Source organism: Rhizobium leguminosarum, assembly GCF_002953715.1.
In the GTDB taxonomy this organism is placed as follows: Bacteria; Pseudomonadota; Alphaproteobacteria; order Rhizobiales; family Rhizobiaceae; genus Rhizobium; species Rhizobium leguminosarum_V.
This window is the reverse complement of the sequence record NZ_CP025017.1, coordinates 266855-279539: the sequence shown is the minus strand read 5'-3', so window position 1 is coordinate 279539 and position 12685 is coordinate 266855. Positions and strand designations below refer to the sequence as shown.

The window sequence follows — 12685 nt, the reverse complement described above, 5'->3', positions numbered from 1 at the left end:
TCACGCAAATCCTGATAAATCGGGTCATTTTGCGCAAATGATCGTGAGTCTGCCGATTCCGTCAAGCGATTTCTTGGTTAGCAAATGGATAACAAACCGGATTCGACGAAAAAATCATGTGGAATTCCGGAATCTTAGCTCAATTGTCAGCTGACAATGGTCGCCGTGTCCGCATCCATCAAAGCCAGCCTTAAAGTATCGCAGCACATTTCCGATGCGACTCAGCGTCGTTGCCAGCTCATCGAAGAGCACCTACCGCTGCTTCGCACCGACCGATCAGGCAATCCCGTTTCTCATTTGTAGGCGGACGAACGGTATAGATTTTCGGTTTCCAGCCCACGGACGGATTCATTGCCGGAAGGCTTATCACTTGCGTCCTGGGTTTCAGGATCGCGGCGTGACGGAGCAAGGCCGAGCATTTGTTCGAGACGACCAGCATTGAGCGGAGCGCTTATTCCCTTGAAGTTCATGATCCATCTTTCGTCTGCGCATGGCTTGCGTGAAGCCGTAGAGATAAGCGCAATTTGAAGCCGCAGAGAACGGCCCGGCGGCGTTATCACCATCTTTTCCAACGTGAGGCAGGATAGGGGAGGGGAGGCCTCCATCTTCCAAGCGCTGCCTCCAAACGCGGCAGCGACGCCAGACATCCCGGTTCGCTTCTGCGCGCAGAGATCAAAGAGGGCCTCGCAGAGACCAGCCCGACACGCGAAAGGCCGCATCTCCGCCGACACCGGCGACCGGCGCTGTCTCGGATCATGCGGCATCGCCAGAATTGCGAAATGCCGGCTGCGGGTCCTACGACAGGCGAGGATGCTGCGCGTTATCGGGGGAGGGGACGTCTAACCTGAATTCTCGCGCCGATCTAAGTCGGCTGAATGCGGGGGCAGCTGACGTTAAGGGGGTTGGAGGTTCGTTTGTCCGGAGATCCGATTAATGGCTAGGCCAGGCCGATGACACCAGTCCAATCACATCCCGGCAGTTGAGCGCGAATAGGATTGCCGACATCCCGGGGCGTCATCAACCGTGAAGATCACAACAGCGCGTGCTAGGCGAATCAGGTCTCCGCGGGTATGATCGATGTGCTGGCCAGGACCGTGCGTTGGTATCGCGGACATTTGCCGCTAACCCGATCGGCCAGTTATCATTCCATGTTCCGCAGAGCGGCAATCCCCCTAGCGGAACTTATTGGCGAGTTCGCTTCCGTCTACGGAATTCCTTCTTGTTTACCTGCTATTTACCATAATGCTCCCCGGCGCCGGCCGAACCCGCATCGCGGTCAATCCCGCTTTTCTTGGTCAGCGGGTGCCGCACGAGGCAGGATTCCACTATCGCGCCTTCGCTCCCTCGCGATTGGTAAAATGCGCGTTGCCCAACCCGGTGCCGATGGTCAGCACCGCCCATCTCGACACGTCGTTCATAAAGGGGATCTGCGACAATCCCTGCACGACGGCATCGTTGTGCATCATTACGAAAGTGCTGTCCTCGCCGATCTCAGGAACGGCCTTCATCAGCGCGGCGGGAAGGTTGAAGCTGTCGCTCTCCCAGTTTCCGCCGGGCAGGTTCTGTCCGCCGCGTTCGATGGAGCCATCGGCTTTAATGATGCCGGGGCATGCGATCCCGATGATGGGTGCCGGCCTGAGATTGGCCTTTTCGGCCTTGCCGATCAGATCTCGCAACATCGCGGCCAACTTCTCGACGGTCGCAGTGCGGCTCGGCTCGTCGTCGGCATGACGCCAGATGGCTGAATCCCAGACGCTTGCATCCGCAAAATTCGGCACGTCGTCCTTTCCGAATTTAACGACGCCGGCACGAACATTCGTGCCGCCGATATCGACGGCCAGGATCGCCTCATGGCCTTTGAACATCCAGCGCGGCATCAGGTGGACCGCACCGATCAGTCCGGCCTCATCGGGGTGGTGAACGATCGGCACGACTTCGACGTCGACGCCGGCCGCCTTGAGAATAACCATGGTTCTGGCGATCGCCAGCTCGCCAAAGCGGCTCTGCCGGAAGCCGCCGCCGACGACGATGCGTTCCGTCTTGACCCAGCGCCTGTCCTTCAGGAATTTTCCGATCACATCGGCAAAGTCCTTAGCGAAGTCCTCCACCGCCCCCATGACCAATGCCGCCGCTTCCATATCGTCGCCTTTCAGAAAGGCATCGATTTTCTTCTTGGAAAGCTTCGCCGTCGCGGTCTTGCCGATCGGGTCGTCGCCGACCTTGCGGATGCGTTTTCTCCAGTCGTCGAGCTTCTGTTGGAAAGTCTTCTTGTTGGCGTTGTCGCCAACGAAACCATCCTTGTCACGCAGTTCGTTGTTGTAGTCGTCGATCGTCACCAGTGGCAGGTTTAAAGCGCCATGTGCCAGCGGGGCATTGACCTCATCACGGGGATCGGAACTGCTTTTGGCCATCAAGGTACCTTCTACGGCGCGAGTGCTCGAACGGGGCGGCGAGATACAACGCGGACTAGCCTCAGGATGTTCCGGAGTCTGAAAAGCCACCTTGTCCTTGTCGGCCGGCGACCTAGCTTCAATGGTTGCAGAGTTTGGAGAATGCCGTGCACGACGACGACGCTACTCAGGAAATGCTTTCACTGGTCTTGGAAGAGCCCGACCACTGGGCGATGTTTCTCGATATCGACGGGACGCTGCTCAATCTTGCGCCCACACCGGATGCGATCGAGGTCCCAGAAGCGCTTCCCGGACAACTTCATCGCCTGTCGAACAAGCTCGGAGGCGCCCTGGCGCTGGTCACCGGACGATCACTTGCTTATGCAGACGAGCTGTTCAAACCCTTTGAATTTCCGACGGCAGGCCTTCACGGCGCCGAAATCAGGAACGCTGCGGGCATGCAGACGGTCGAGGCGACAGCTGAGTTTCAGGCGCTGAAGCATGCGCTGACCGCGGAAGCCGAGCACTATCCTGGAGTCTTGATCGAGGATAAGGGTGCGGCCGTTGCCGCCCATTACCGGCTCGCGCCCGAATATGAAAAGGTGCTCGAAGACCGCATGCACTACTATGCGGAGCTCGCCGGGCCGAACTGGGCATTGCAGCTCGGCAAGATGGTATTCGAACTGCGTCCGGCACGGTCGAGCAAGGGCGATGCGCTGGAACGGTTCTTCCAGTCCGACCCCTTCAAGAGCCGCTGCCCGATTACTATCGGCGATGATCTGACCGACGAGTCGATGTTTGCGATCGCCAATGCGCGTGGTGGCGTTTCCGTGCGCGTCGGCGCGATCGGCGCTCCGAGCTGCGCCACGAGCCGGCTGTCCTCTTCCGCGCTGGTCAGAAACGTGATTGCCGCCTTGGCGGCCTGAGACACGCCGTTGGACGATGTGCATGCGGATTGTTGTCGTCTTTACGCCGGCTGCGCAGCGTCAATTGTCAAAAAAGTATCGGTTTTAGCCGGGAATCGTGGTGGCGGGCGTGACACGAGCCCACTACACTCCCCTTCAACAATAAAGCCAAAAAGGGAATTTGGCTGGCGGGCCTGGAACCGTCCTCGGAGGAGGAGACAATGGAACCTGACTTGGAAGTCATTCAGATCCGGCCGGGCGAATCTTTCGCAACGAAGGCGCATGGCTATCCCCGGCCATGATCTTCGACAGATTTCGCCTGAACGGACAGGTGGCATTGGTGACCGGCGGCACGCGCGGCATCGGGCTTGCCATCGCCGAGGCGCTCGGCGAGGCGGGCGCCAAAGTGATCATCACGGGCCGAACCCGCAATGCAGCGGCGGAAGACCGGCTTTCCAAGGCCGGCGTCGATTGCGATTTCGTTGCCGCCGACCTGATGAAGGAAAGTGCTGCCGACGAACTCGTCACTGAGACCCTCTCACGGGCGGGGCGGCTCGACATCCTCGTCAACAATGCCGGTATCGCCATTCATGGCGACAGCGGCGAGTTCTCCGATGCCATCTGGCGCGAGATCATGACCGTCAATGTCGACTCCGTCTTCCGCGCCTGCCGCGCCGCACTCACACCTATGCGGCGCCAGGGCGGCGGCGTCATCCTCAATATCGGCTCGATGTCGGGGATCGTGTCCAACATTCCGCAGAACCAGGTCGCCTATAACACTTCCAAGGCGGCGGTCCACATGATGACGAAGAGCCTCGCCAGCGAGGTTGCCGCTGAAAACATCCGCGTCAACGCCATCGCCCCGGGCTATATCGAGACCGATTTGTCGCGCGGCGGTATCGACAATCCCGACTGGTTCCCGACTTGGCGCAGCATGACCCCGATGGGACGCGTCGGGCAGCCGGAGGAGGTGGCGGGTGCCGCATTGTTCCTCTGTTCGGCAGCGGCAAGTTATGTCACCGGCGAAGTGCTGGTTATCGACGGCGGTTATACGACGCGCTGAAACGCGAAGACGGGATTGGGGGGAGGGTGGCTCGCAGCCGCTTAGTTGGGGGCGAGTTTCCCCTTTGCCATCCTGCCGATTGTCCTCTGCTCACGATGTTCTGAATGATTGCGACCAGGCGCCGACTTTCGCATGTATCGGTGCGATTATCGTCTCGCACTCGTGTGTAGACAGCACATGGTTACGGTAGAACAGGATGATTTTAGGCCGGGTCGGCCTAAAATCTGAATCCTGTTCTAAATTAAAGAGTTAGAGCATGATGCCGTCCGAAAACCGCTCACACTTTTCGGCATTATGCTCTAGGCAATCGAGCATCCACTGGACACCAAAGCGATCCGTGAGCTTGCCATAATAGCTTCCCCATGGCTGGACGGCGAGTGGTGTCGTGATCTTGCCGCCCTCGGCCAGCCGTGCGAAGAGGCTGTCGGTACTGTCGCGGTCGTCCATGATCAGCATGTGGGCGGAGCCTCGCATCGGCTCGGCATCATGATTGTCCGAAGCGAAGAAAAGAACATCGGGTCCTTCGAAGCGGGCATGCAGCACCTTGCCCCGCATGACGTCGGTGGCAACGGGCATCCCGTCTGCGCCGTGGCGCTTCAATTGCGTGATCTGGCCAAGCCCGCATTCGGTGTAGAAAGCAAGCGCCTCTTCGCAACCGGTGGAAAAGAACAGATAGTTGGCAAGCTGCATGGCTTGGCTCCGTCAAGGCGCCGGACCGCGACGTCTTGGTGTCGCCGGCCCGGCGTTGCATCAAGTTTGAGATTTCCGAGCGTACGCCGCGATCGTTACGAGGCGGCAACCGCACCCCGGATGGCGCCGACGAGATCGGCATTGTTATAGCTGCGGCCGGCGATACCCCAGGCCCCTTCAGGCGCGTAGACGATGTTCGACCATATATGTTCGCGCTTGAGCCGGCCTTCGGCGGCCTGTTCGATGACATCGGCCGCTTTTTCGAAGAAGGCCTGTTTGGCCTCGGCACTCGCCAGCGCCATCTCGGGCAGCTTGAGTTCGATGAAGGCCGCGGCGATCGGCTTTCCCGCAGCAAGCACATGATCGCGCGGCAGCACGTTGATGGTGCCGATGACGTTGGCCGTCATGAAAGCGTTACCGGTCAAGCCCGCGGCATCGAGCAACGCGTCTGTCAATCCGGCAAAGGCTTGCGCCTGGGCCTCCTGTGAGAGCAGGCCTTCAGGTAGGGTGAGGGTGATGGGCATCGTATATCTCCTTGTTTGAACCGTGACCGCTTTTGATATATACCGATCGCTCTTTATGCATACACATCGACCACTCTCTTAGCAAGGCATAAAGAGTGATCACTCTCAAAAGGGACATACATGCGATACAGTGCCGAACATAAGCAGGAGACCCGAACGCGCGTCATTGCGGCGGCCGGACGGGTTTTCAGACAGGAAGGCTATGGCGGCGCAGGCATCGATGCATTGACCAAGGCGGCAGGCGTGACCAACGGTGCCTTCTACGGACATTTCAAGTCGAAGGGCGAAGCCTTTCGCACCGCCGTGCTGGCGGGCCTCGAAGAGCTGCGGCAAGGAATTGCGGCGCTAAAGGCCAGTGAACCGAAAGACTGGCTGACGACATTCGTCGGTTACTATCTCGGCTATAAAAGAACCTGCGATCTGGGCGAGAGCTGCGCTCTGCCGAGCCTTTCCCCCGACGTGATGCGCGCAGACGATGAAACACGAAGCGCCTATACGGCAGAACTCAAACGTCTCATCGAGGAAGTTGCGGTCGGCTTGCCGGAGGGTGAGATACCGGGTCAATCCGAAAGGCGCCGGGAAGATCAGGCGATCTTGCTGCTCGCCATGCTCAGTGGCGGTGTGACCCTCGCCCGCGCTGCTTCCGACCCGGCGCTGTCCAAACGCATTGCAGATGTCATCGCGCAGGCTGCATTGACGGCGATAGAGCCTGGAAACTGATCCACTCGCTTGACGACATGCCTTGCTCAGGACGGGGTAGCGCCGGGATCGCCTTACCGAGCAGTGCTCCCATCAGTCTCTGGAACGTCAGCTCGGTCCCGGGATGGTGATTTCGAACTCGGCACCGGCGCCGGTCGTCGGCAGCAGGCGGATCGTACCGCCATGGGAGCTCAGCATCGCGCGGACGATACCGAGGCCCATGCCGGTACCGCCGTGCTCGCGGCGGGTTGAGAAGAACGGCTGAAAGATGCGTTGGCGATTTGCCTCGGAAATACCGGTGCCGTCGTCACGGACAAGAATGATGGCTGTTCGGGCGCCGGCCGATACTCCAAGTTCCAACAGCGTGGCGCCGTGCTGAAGGGCGTTTTCAGCAAGGTTGGCAAAGACGATGCCGGCTGCCTCGGGAGGAAGAGCAATTGGTATTTCCGCATCTCCCCAGCCGGAAATATCCAGGGCGGGAAATCGCTCGCGCAGTGAGGATATGATGTCTGCGACGCTGCTTCTGCCTTCGGCCACCGACGATTCCGCTTGTGCAAGCTCTCTCAGCCGCTGCAGCAATGCATCGAGCCGGACGGCGTCGGCGACGATGTTGTCGAGAAAGTGCAGACGCTGCGCCTTCGTCATCGGTCTCTCGGCGTCATCGTCGCGCAAAAGTTCTGCCGCACCCCGGATGGCCGTCAGCGGCGATTTCAGTTCGTGGGAGACATGGGCGGCAAAGGAGCTGATATATTCGGTGCGATCGACCAGTTTTCCGGCAAGATCGAGGAAGCTTTGCGACAGCACCGCGATCTCGCGCGTTCCGTAGCTTTCAAGCGGCCGGATCGCCGCCTTGCCGCCGCGGGCGATCTCGTCCGTGCGGGCGATCAAGGCGTCGATCGGTCCGGTGATGGTGCGCGTCAGCACATAGGCAACGCCAAGCGTCAGCAAGAAGGCGAAAGCCAGGGCAATGATTTCCGCCGGCGCCATCCGGTGCGAGCTCGCCTCGACAGTGCGAAACCAGATGACGATCAGGACCGGCAGCGCCATGACGGCGAGAAGCACGGCATAGACGACCAGCGCCAGCGCCGGCCGCCATTTCGTCCTGACCTTCGGCGCCGGCATCAGGCCTGCCTCCCGATCTCGCTGCCGAGTTTGAAGCCGATCCCGTGAACGGTTGCGATGACCCCCTGGCCGCCGGCCGCCAGGAATTTGGCCCGGATGTTCCGGATATGACTATCGATCGTCCGGTCGGCGACATAGGTACCGGCGCCATAGGCCGCCTCCATCAGTTGTTCGCGGCTGAAGACCATATCGGGGCGCGACAATAGTGCATCCAGGATTGCGAATTCGAGCGCCGTCATGGCGATCTCGCTATCACGAAACGTCACTGTCCTGGCGCCGCGATCGAGGCTGAGCGCGCCGGCGACAAGCGTGGCGTGGCGTCTCTCAGGCTCTGCCCCATTGCCGCTACGCTTCAAAATCGCCTTGACCCGCGCGATGAGTTCGCGCGGGCTGAAAGGTTTGGTGACATAGTCGTCCCCGCCGATTTCGAGACCCAGCACCCTGTCGATCTCTTCGTCGCGCGCCGAAAGAAACAGGATCGGCAATCCCGATGTCTTGCGGATCTGGCGGCAGACGTCCAGGCCATCCATGTCGGGCATGCCAATATCGAGGATGATGAGATCGATGCTGCCGCGGCGGAAGGCGGTCATCGCCTCGGTGCCGTTGCGAACTGCCAACCATGCCAGGCCGGCGCGCTCGAGGGCGAAGCAGATCACGTCGCGGATGTGAGGTTCGTCATCGACGACGAGAATGCGTGGCGCCATCACCAGTCCTGCATTGTTTTGTCGTGCCTGTTGTTGTCGTTCTCGTTCTATCTTGCAATGGGAGCCAGAAGATAACTCTCCAGCCGCGCCGCCCGGAAGGTCCAGCTCCGCCAGTCCCGCCGGCGCATCTCAAAATTCCTGGCGAGGTAGTACCGAACTGTCACCGCTTGGCTCCTCTGGTCAATCAGGTGATCCGGCAGCTTGAGGAGGTAGAGGTCGAGCGCCGGAATGACGGAAGGACCGAGCGAGGAGAGATAATCGAGGTCGAGCGGCGGACCTTCCTGGCTGATTTCCTGGCTGTGGGCGACATTGAAGCGGGCGATCACAGCCGAAAAATCGATGAAGGCGCTGATATAGAGCGCGGCGATGAGGGAGGCGAGGTTGGCGGCGATCAGCCACTCATTGGATCGGTTGAGCAGAATGCGCAGCAGGATCAAGACAAGCCCGATGGCAACGATACCCATCCAGAGACCGGCGGCGACACGCAGTTCCGTCAGCGAATAGACCTCGACGTAAAGCCCGAGCCTCAGCATCGACGACAGGCAGAGAAGGATGTTCTGGCCGATCCAGGCGTGAACGAGGCCGCGGATCAGCGCACTATGATCACCGGGGCCGCCGCGCCGTATGGCGAGGAGGACGAAACCGGCGGCAAGAAGTGCCGTCGCAATCAGCGGATAGGCGCCGCGATGAGCATATTCGGCATGGCTCATGTGATCGGGCAAATCCGCGCCGCCCCAGAGATAGACGAGATCGAGAAGTGTCTGCACGGCAAAGACTGCGTTGAACAGGATCAGCGAGCGCAACAGCGAGGCATGGCCGAGCGGTGCGTTTCTGATGGGCACGATCATGAAGGCCCTGTCGGCTCGCGACCTTGCGGTGCGACGCTTTAGGCGCGGCAGCAACAGCGCCCAGACCACAGCGGCGATCATCATCCAGAAGCCGATCCGCCAAAGATCAAGAAACTGCAACAGAACGGCAAAACGGATACTGCGCAACGTGATCTCGATAAGCGGGTTCGCAGCCGCAAAGAGGAACACGAAGACTGCGGCGAGAACCAGCGGCATGATCCAGAGGCCGACGCCCTGCCGAACGACGGTGAAGGAGAACCGTTTGGCCGGCGTCCTAAGATATTTCCTAATATCGTCGGCAAGCCGCAAGGGGATAACAAGAGCGAAACGGAGAAACACTAGTGGCAGACCGGTGAGACTGCGAGGCATAAGTCTGGCGCCGGCGAGAGCAACCGCTATCAGCGCGCTGAAGCAAAGGCTGATGCCGGTTAATGAGGGCGCTTCCAGCAGAGGTGCCGACGCCATAACCGAAAAACCAAACAGGAGAGCAGCCATTGACGACGCCCGGATCTTCCCGGCCGAAAGGAGAATGCCGGCACAGACGGCAAGCGCAAACAGGAAAAGGTTTATCCCAGGCATCTCACCAAAGATCAGAAAATCAGCCAGCGCCACCAGCGCAAACAGTGTGGCAATCCGACCACTGCCACGCCTGATCGGCATCGGTTCTGTCAGAGTGTCGGTTGTGTCCATTGGCGCTCCTCTCGTAAATGCCACTTTTCGATCACGATGAGCATGCTTACGGAGATTTCCTCGGCACGGATTCCTCGGGGCCAGCCCGCCTCCGTCAGCCACCATCCGTCATTGCGGAGTCGATCCGGCAAAGCGGACGGTGTGGCGCGAGGGGGGATGTCGTTCTCGCTCATGGCGGAAGAATGCCGCGCCGGATTGCAGATTTTGTGCAGGGAGTGAGCAGCAATTCAGGAAAATCGACTTGGTCTGTGAGGTCGCGCAGCGGACTTTCAGATCATATCGCGTATGAACCGGCATATAATTACGATTGCCGCGAAGGGCTCTTCCCCTGCGCCCGGGACGGCGCCGCCGCCCTGTTTCCGGCGATCGGGATAGAGGCGATGAGCCTGGCGAGAGCCGCCTGGGATCGTACCCCCGTTTTGCCAAAGCATCGGCCCGTATGTGTTTTTGCCGTGTTGGACGAAATTCCAAGAACCCGGGCAATCTCGGGCAAATTCATTCCGCTGCCGATCAGCGCGGCGACCCTGGTTTCGGCTTCGGTCAGGCCAAAGATGTGTTGCAGTTGTTGCGCTTGCCGGCGCGTCTTTGCTTCCGGATCGACGATATGAATGAGGACACGCGCTCCGCTGTCAACCGCATCCCATATGGAAACCGCTGTCGGTGCAAGCGGCGTGATCATCACCAGATAAGGTGGCAAACCCGATGGCCGAGAGATCGACAACGCCCCTTCGAAAGGCGTGTCTTCACCATCGGCTATCAGCAACGCCTGGCGAATGGCGTTCACTAGACGGGTGGATGTCTCTGGAATATGGGCTGCAAGCGAGGGCCTCTCGGATCGGCTGAGGAAAATGCCGTCGGCCTGCTTGAGCAGTGCTTCGGCCGCCGCATTCAAGAGAAGGACTGCACCCCGACTATCGATCAGCACGGCCGCATCACCGATTGCATCGATCAGCCGTTGCGGCAATTCGGGTGCACGGGCGATCCGGTTTACCTGAAAGGAAAGATCGATTGCCCGCGCCATATGCGGACTTAGCAGCTTCAGCCTTTCAGCCGCTTCGACGGCGCGTTCGTCTTGCTGACGAGACAGGAAAAGAGCGACACCGCCGATACCTCCCCGCTCGTGCAGGCTGGCATGCGGCAGGAAGAGCTGATTGAAGATATGCTGAGGCGCGCAGATATCGGCATAAAACGCCGAATGCCGGACGGCCTCTGCATCGATCAATGTATTGCCGACTGCAATCTCACCCGGCTTTACCTTCTCGAATGCGCGGGCATAGGGGTTTCCCGTGTAATGCTGAAGGTAGAGCGCATTCAAATCTTCACGCATGCGGCCGGGGATCAAAAAGCTGCCGCGACCATCGGGCGCCTGATAGACAATATTTCCGGCGACAGCGCCCACGTAATCAACGATCATGCATAGGGTATCCGGCCATAATTCTGAACGGACCGCAGCCTGATAGACAGCATCAATGATGTCGACATGATCCATATCAGCGCCGCTCGTTTTCACGATGATGGTTCCGCCAATTGCAACGATCGCACCATTTCGATTGCTGCATAAATGTCTAAGTAGAGGCAAGGCAGCGAGCGTCGCCCGATCGGGTGATATCTTGCGCAGTCTCGTTCACCCAGGGACTTGCCGGCATTTATGGCAAGATCGTTGAAGAACGAGGGAAGGGGCCTCATCGGCACATCCGTCCAGGCAATGAGGTGAAGGACCTCTTATCTGAACCTTGGCGCGCGCTTGGCATTGTGGATCAGCTCGGAGGCAGTCGCGAACGGCCCGAAAAGTTTGAGCAGCAGCGCTTGTTCCTCGGTATCTATGCGGTGACGCGCGCAAAACTCGGTCACGGACCAGACTTTCGTCAGATCGTCTGTTTCCATTTGCCTGGGTTCGATGTGTTCGGTCAACGGCGTGTCCTCCGAACAACGAGACTACGCCGCCCCGGCATTTATAAGAACTAGCTAAAAAGTATTATGCCGCTTTGCAGACCGGCTGAAATTGACAAGCGGATATATGAAAACGCCCGCCGATTGCGCGGCGGGCGGTGTCTCTCACTGATTTCTCGCAAGTGATCAAGCGAGATGAGCGTCGGTGCCCGTGATGTTGAGCGTCAGAACGCCAACATCCGTGTGGCCTTCGCCATCGGAGATCTTGTAGTACTGGACGGTTTCCGTGACGTTCTGACCGGCAGTCAGGTCTTCCGTCAGCGTGTAGGTGAATTCGCCATTCGGCTTGACGTGGAAGATGCCATGGTCGCCGACGATGTCGGTAACAGCGTCGAGGCCGCTCTTGGCGCTGACGTTCGTGCCGTCGAACTGACGGAGGAAGAGCTTGCCGTTGTCGCCGGCAATGTCGTTGTCCAGAACGTTGCCGCCGATGGCGCTACCTTCGTTGAAGCTGTAGTGGTCGTCGACAGCAATCGGCTTTACCTGGGTTACGCCCTGGATGTTCAGGGTGAACAGGCCGACATCGGTATGACCGCTGCCGTCGGAAATCTTGTAAGAAACCTTCTCCTGGTAGGATTCGCCGTTGGCGAAGCCGATCTTGGCAGCGTCGCTCAGGACATAGGTGTAGCTGCCATCGGGCTTGACGAAGAAGGTGCCGTAGTCGCCCTGAATCTCGGTGACCTGGCTGTTGCCGGCCTTGGCGCCAACGCTTGCGCCATCGAAGGCGCGCAGGAACAGGTGGCCGTTGTCGGATGAATCGTTGGAAAGAAGATTTCCGGAAATAACGTCGGTTTCTTTAAATGTTGCACTATCATCAGTTGCATGAATTGGCGAAGCCATTGCACTCTCCTCAAATTGTTTATTGGCGGGTCAATTTCGACCTCAGCGAGCGGCTCCTTTAACAACCTATTAATACTACAAGTCAATGGTCTATTTAACAGAAGGTTAATTTCGATGCCGATCTCCCCGTTGCTTCCATTTCGGCGGAATAATGTCACTTTCAAGCCAAATCGAAGAAAATTCGGCAGAAACTATACCCGGCTAACTTGAATAAAATGGCGCTGAGTATATCTGAAGGCGACTAGCGATGCCGGCGCCAT

General features: G+C 58.9%; 13 protein-coding genes. 3 read left to right on the top strand and 10 right to left on the bottom strand.

The features are described 5' to 3' along the window. Window positions 1–293: 293 nt before the first annotated feature. Together CUJ84_RS38575 and CUJ84_RS37800 are read right to left on the bottom strand one after the other, a co-directional pair. Complete coding sequence (locus CUJ84_RS38575; protein WP_199788903.1) at window positions 294–470, bottom strand: hypothetical protein; 177 nt, start codon at window positions 468–470, stop codon at window positions 294–296. An 855-nt stretch (window positions 471–1325) separates the two neighbouring features. After that, window positions 1326–2411 (bottom strand): ROK family protein, encoded by a 1086-nt coding sequence (locus tag CUJ84_RS37800; RefSeq protein WP_105010501.1) that lies wholly within the window; start codon window positions 2409–2411, stop codon window positions 1326–1328. 125 nt (window positions 2412–2536) lie between these two features. On the opposite strand from CUJ84_RS37800, the gene otsB reads away from it, so the two are divergent. Together otsB and CUJ84_RS37790 are read left to right on the top strand one after the other, a co-directional pair. Continuing rightward, window positions 2537–3316: a trehalose-phosphatase gene (otsB, locus tag CUJ84_RS37795; RefSeq protein ID WP_199788902.1), complete on the top strand. Its 780-nt coding sequence runs from the start codon at window positions 2537–2539 to the stop codon at window positions 3314–3316. 277 nt (window positions 3317–3593) lie between these two features. Then, entirely contained in the window at window positions 3594–4358 is a 765-nt protein-coding gene (locus tag CUJ84_RS37790) for an SDR family NAD(P)-dependent oxidoreductase (RefSeq protein ID WP_105010499.1), read from the top strand. Between the two features lie 249 nt (window positions 4359–4607). Here CUJ84_RS37790 and CUJ84_RS37785 read toward each other — a convergent pair whose 3' ends face one another. Beyond that, window positions 4608–5048, bottom strand: coding sequence for a VOC family protein (locus CUJ84_RS37785; protein WP_105010498.1), 441 nt, complete (start codon window positions 5046–5048; stop codon window positions 4608–4610). A 95-nt stretch (window positions 5049–5143) separates the two neighbouring features. Continuing rightward, on the bottom strand, window positions 5144–5572 hold the full coding sequence (locus CUJ84_RS37780) for a tautomerase family protein (protein ID WP_105010497.1): 429 nt from the start codon (window positions 5570–5572) through the stop codon (window positions 5144–5146). Window positions 5573–5692: 120 nt separating this feature from the next. Here CUJ84_RS37780 and CUJ84_RS37775 point away from each other — a divergent pair, with 120 nt between their 5' ends. Further along, the gene (locus CUJ84_RS37775) at window positions 5693–6292 is read left to right on the top strand and encodes a TetR/AcrR family transcriptional regulator (protein WP_105010496.1); all 600 of its coding nucleotides are present in this window, start codon (window positions 5693–5695) and stop codon (window positions 6290–6292) included. A gap of 87 nt (window positions 6293–6379) precedes the next feature. On the opposite strand, the gene CUJ84_RS37770 is transcribed toward CUJ84_RS37775, so the two are convergent. The 6 genes from CUJ84_RS37770 to rapA2 form a co-directional block, all read right to left on the bottom strand. Then, complete coding sequence (locus CUJ84_RS37770; RefSeq protein WP_105010495.1) at window positions 6380–7393, bottom strand: sensor histidine kinase; 1014 nt, start codon at window positions 7391–7393, stop codon at window positions 6380–6382. Beyond that, window positions 7393–8097, bottom strand: a complete 705-nt coding sequence (locus tag CUJ84_RS37765; RefSeq protein ID WP_018070626.1) for a response regulator — start codon at window positions 8095–8097, stop codon at window positions 7393–7395. The genes CUJ84_RS37770 and CUJ84_RS37765 overlap by 1 nt, the downstream gene beginning before the upstream one ends. 47 nt (window positions 8098–8144) lie before the next feature. After that, complete coding sequence (locus tag CUJ84_RS37760) at window positions 8145–9635, bottom strand: DUF4153 domain-containing protein (protein WP_105010494.1); 1491 nt, start codon at window positions 9633–9635, stop codon at window positions 8145–8147. A gap of 301 nt (window positions 9636–9936) precedes the next feature. Further along, window positions 9937–11124, bottom strand: a complete 1188-nt coding sequence (locus CUJ84_RS37750) for a helix-turn-helix transcriptional regulator (RefSeq protein WP_432444944.1) — start codon at window positions 11122–11124, stop codon at window positions 9937–9939. Window positions 11125–11357: 233 nt separating this feature from the next. Continuing rightward, complete coding sequence (locus CUJ84_RS37745) at window positions 11358–11546, bottom strand: hypothetical protein (RefSeq protein WP_105010491.1); 189 nt, start codon at window positions 11544–11546, stop codon at window positions 11358–11360. Between the two features lie 165 nt (window positions 11547–11711). Further along, the gene (gene rapA2, locus CUJ84_RS37740; protein WP_105010490.1) at window positions 11712–12425 is read right to left on the bottom strand and encodes a calcium-binding lectin RapA2; all 714 of its coding nucleotides are present in this window, start codon (window positions 12423–12425) and stop codon (window positions 11712–11714) included. Window positions 12426–12685: the final 260 nt, after the last annotated feature.

Coding starts and splice junctions, on each gene's coding strand:
- CUJ84_RS37780 (WP_105010497.1), bottom strand. CDS start 5,572: ATGCCCATCACCCTCACCCTACCTGAAGGCCTGCTCTCACAGGAGGCC.
- CUJ84_RS37760 (WP_105010494.1), bottom strand. CDS start 9,635: ATGGACACAACCGACACTCTGACAGAACCGATGCCGATCAGGCGTGGC.
- CUJ84_RS37775 (WP_105010496.1), top strand. CDS start 5,693: ATGCGATACAGTGCCGAACATAAGCAGGAGACCCGAACGCGCGTCATT.
- CUJ84_RS37750 (WP_432444944.1), bottom strand. CDS start 11,124: ATGGATCATGTCGACATCATTGATGCTGTCTATCAGGCTGCGGTCCGT.
- rapA2 (WP_105010490.1), bottom strand. CDS start 12,425: ATGGCTTCGCCAATTCATGCAACTGATGATAGTGCAACATTTAAAGAA.
- CUJ84_RS37800 (WP_105010501.1), bottom strand. CDS start 2,411: ATGGCCAAAAGCAGTTCCGATCCCCGTGATGAGGTCAATGCCCCGCTG.
- CUJ84_RS37785 (WP_105010498.1), bottom strand. CDS start 5,048: ATGCAGCTTGCCAACTATCTGTTCTTTTCCACCGGTTGCGAAGAGGCG.
- CUJ84_RS37765 (WP_018070626.1), bottom strand. CDS start 8,097: ATGGCGCCACGCATTCTCGTCGTCGATGACGAACCTCACATCCGCGAC.
- CUJ84_RS37790 (WP_105010499.1), top strand. CDS start 3,594: ATGATCTTCGACAGATTTCGCCTGAACGGACAGGTGGCATTGGTGACC.
- CUJ84_RS37770 (WP_105010495.1), bottom strand. CDS start 7,393: ATGCCGGCGCCGAAGGTCAGGACGAAATGGCGGCCGGCGCTGGCGCTG.
- CUJ84_RS38575 (WP_199788903.1), bottom strand. CDS start 470: ATGAACTTCAAGGGAATAAGCGCTCCGCTCAATGCTGGTCGTCTCGAA.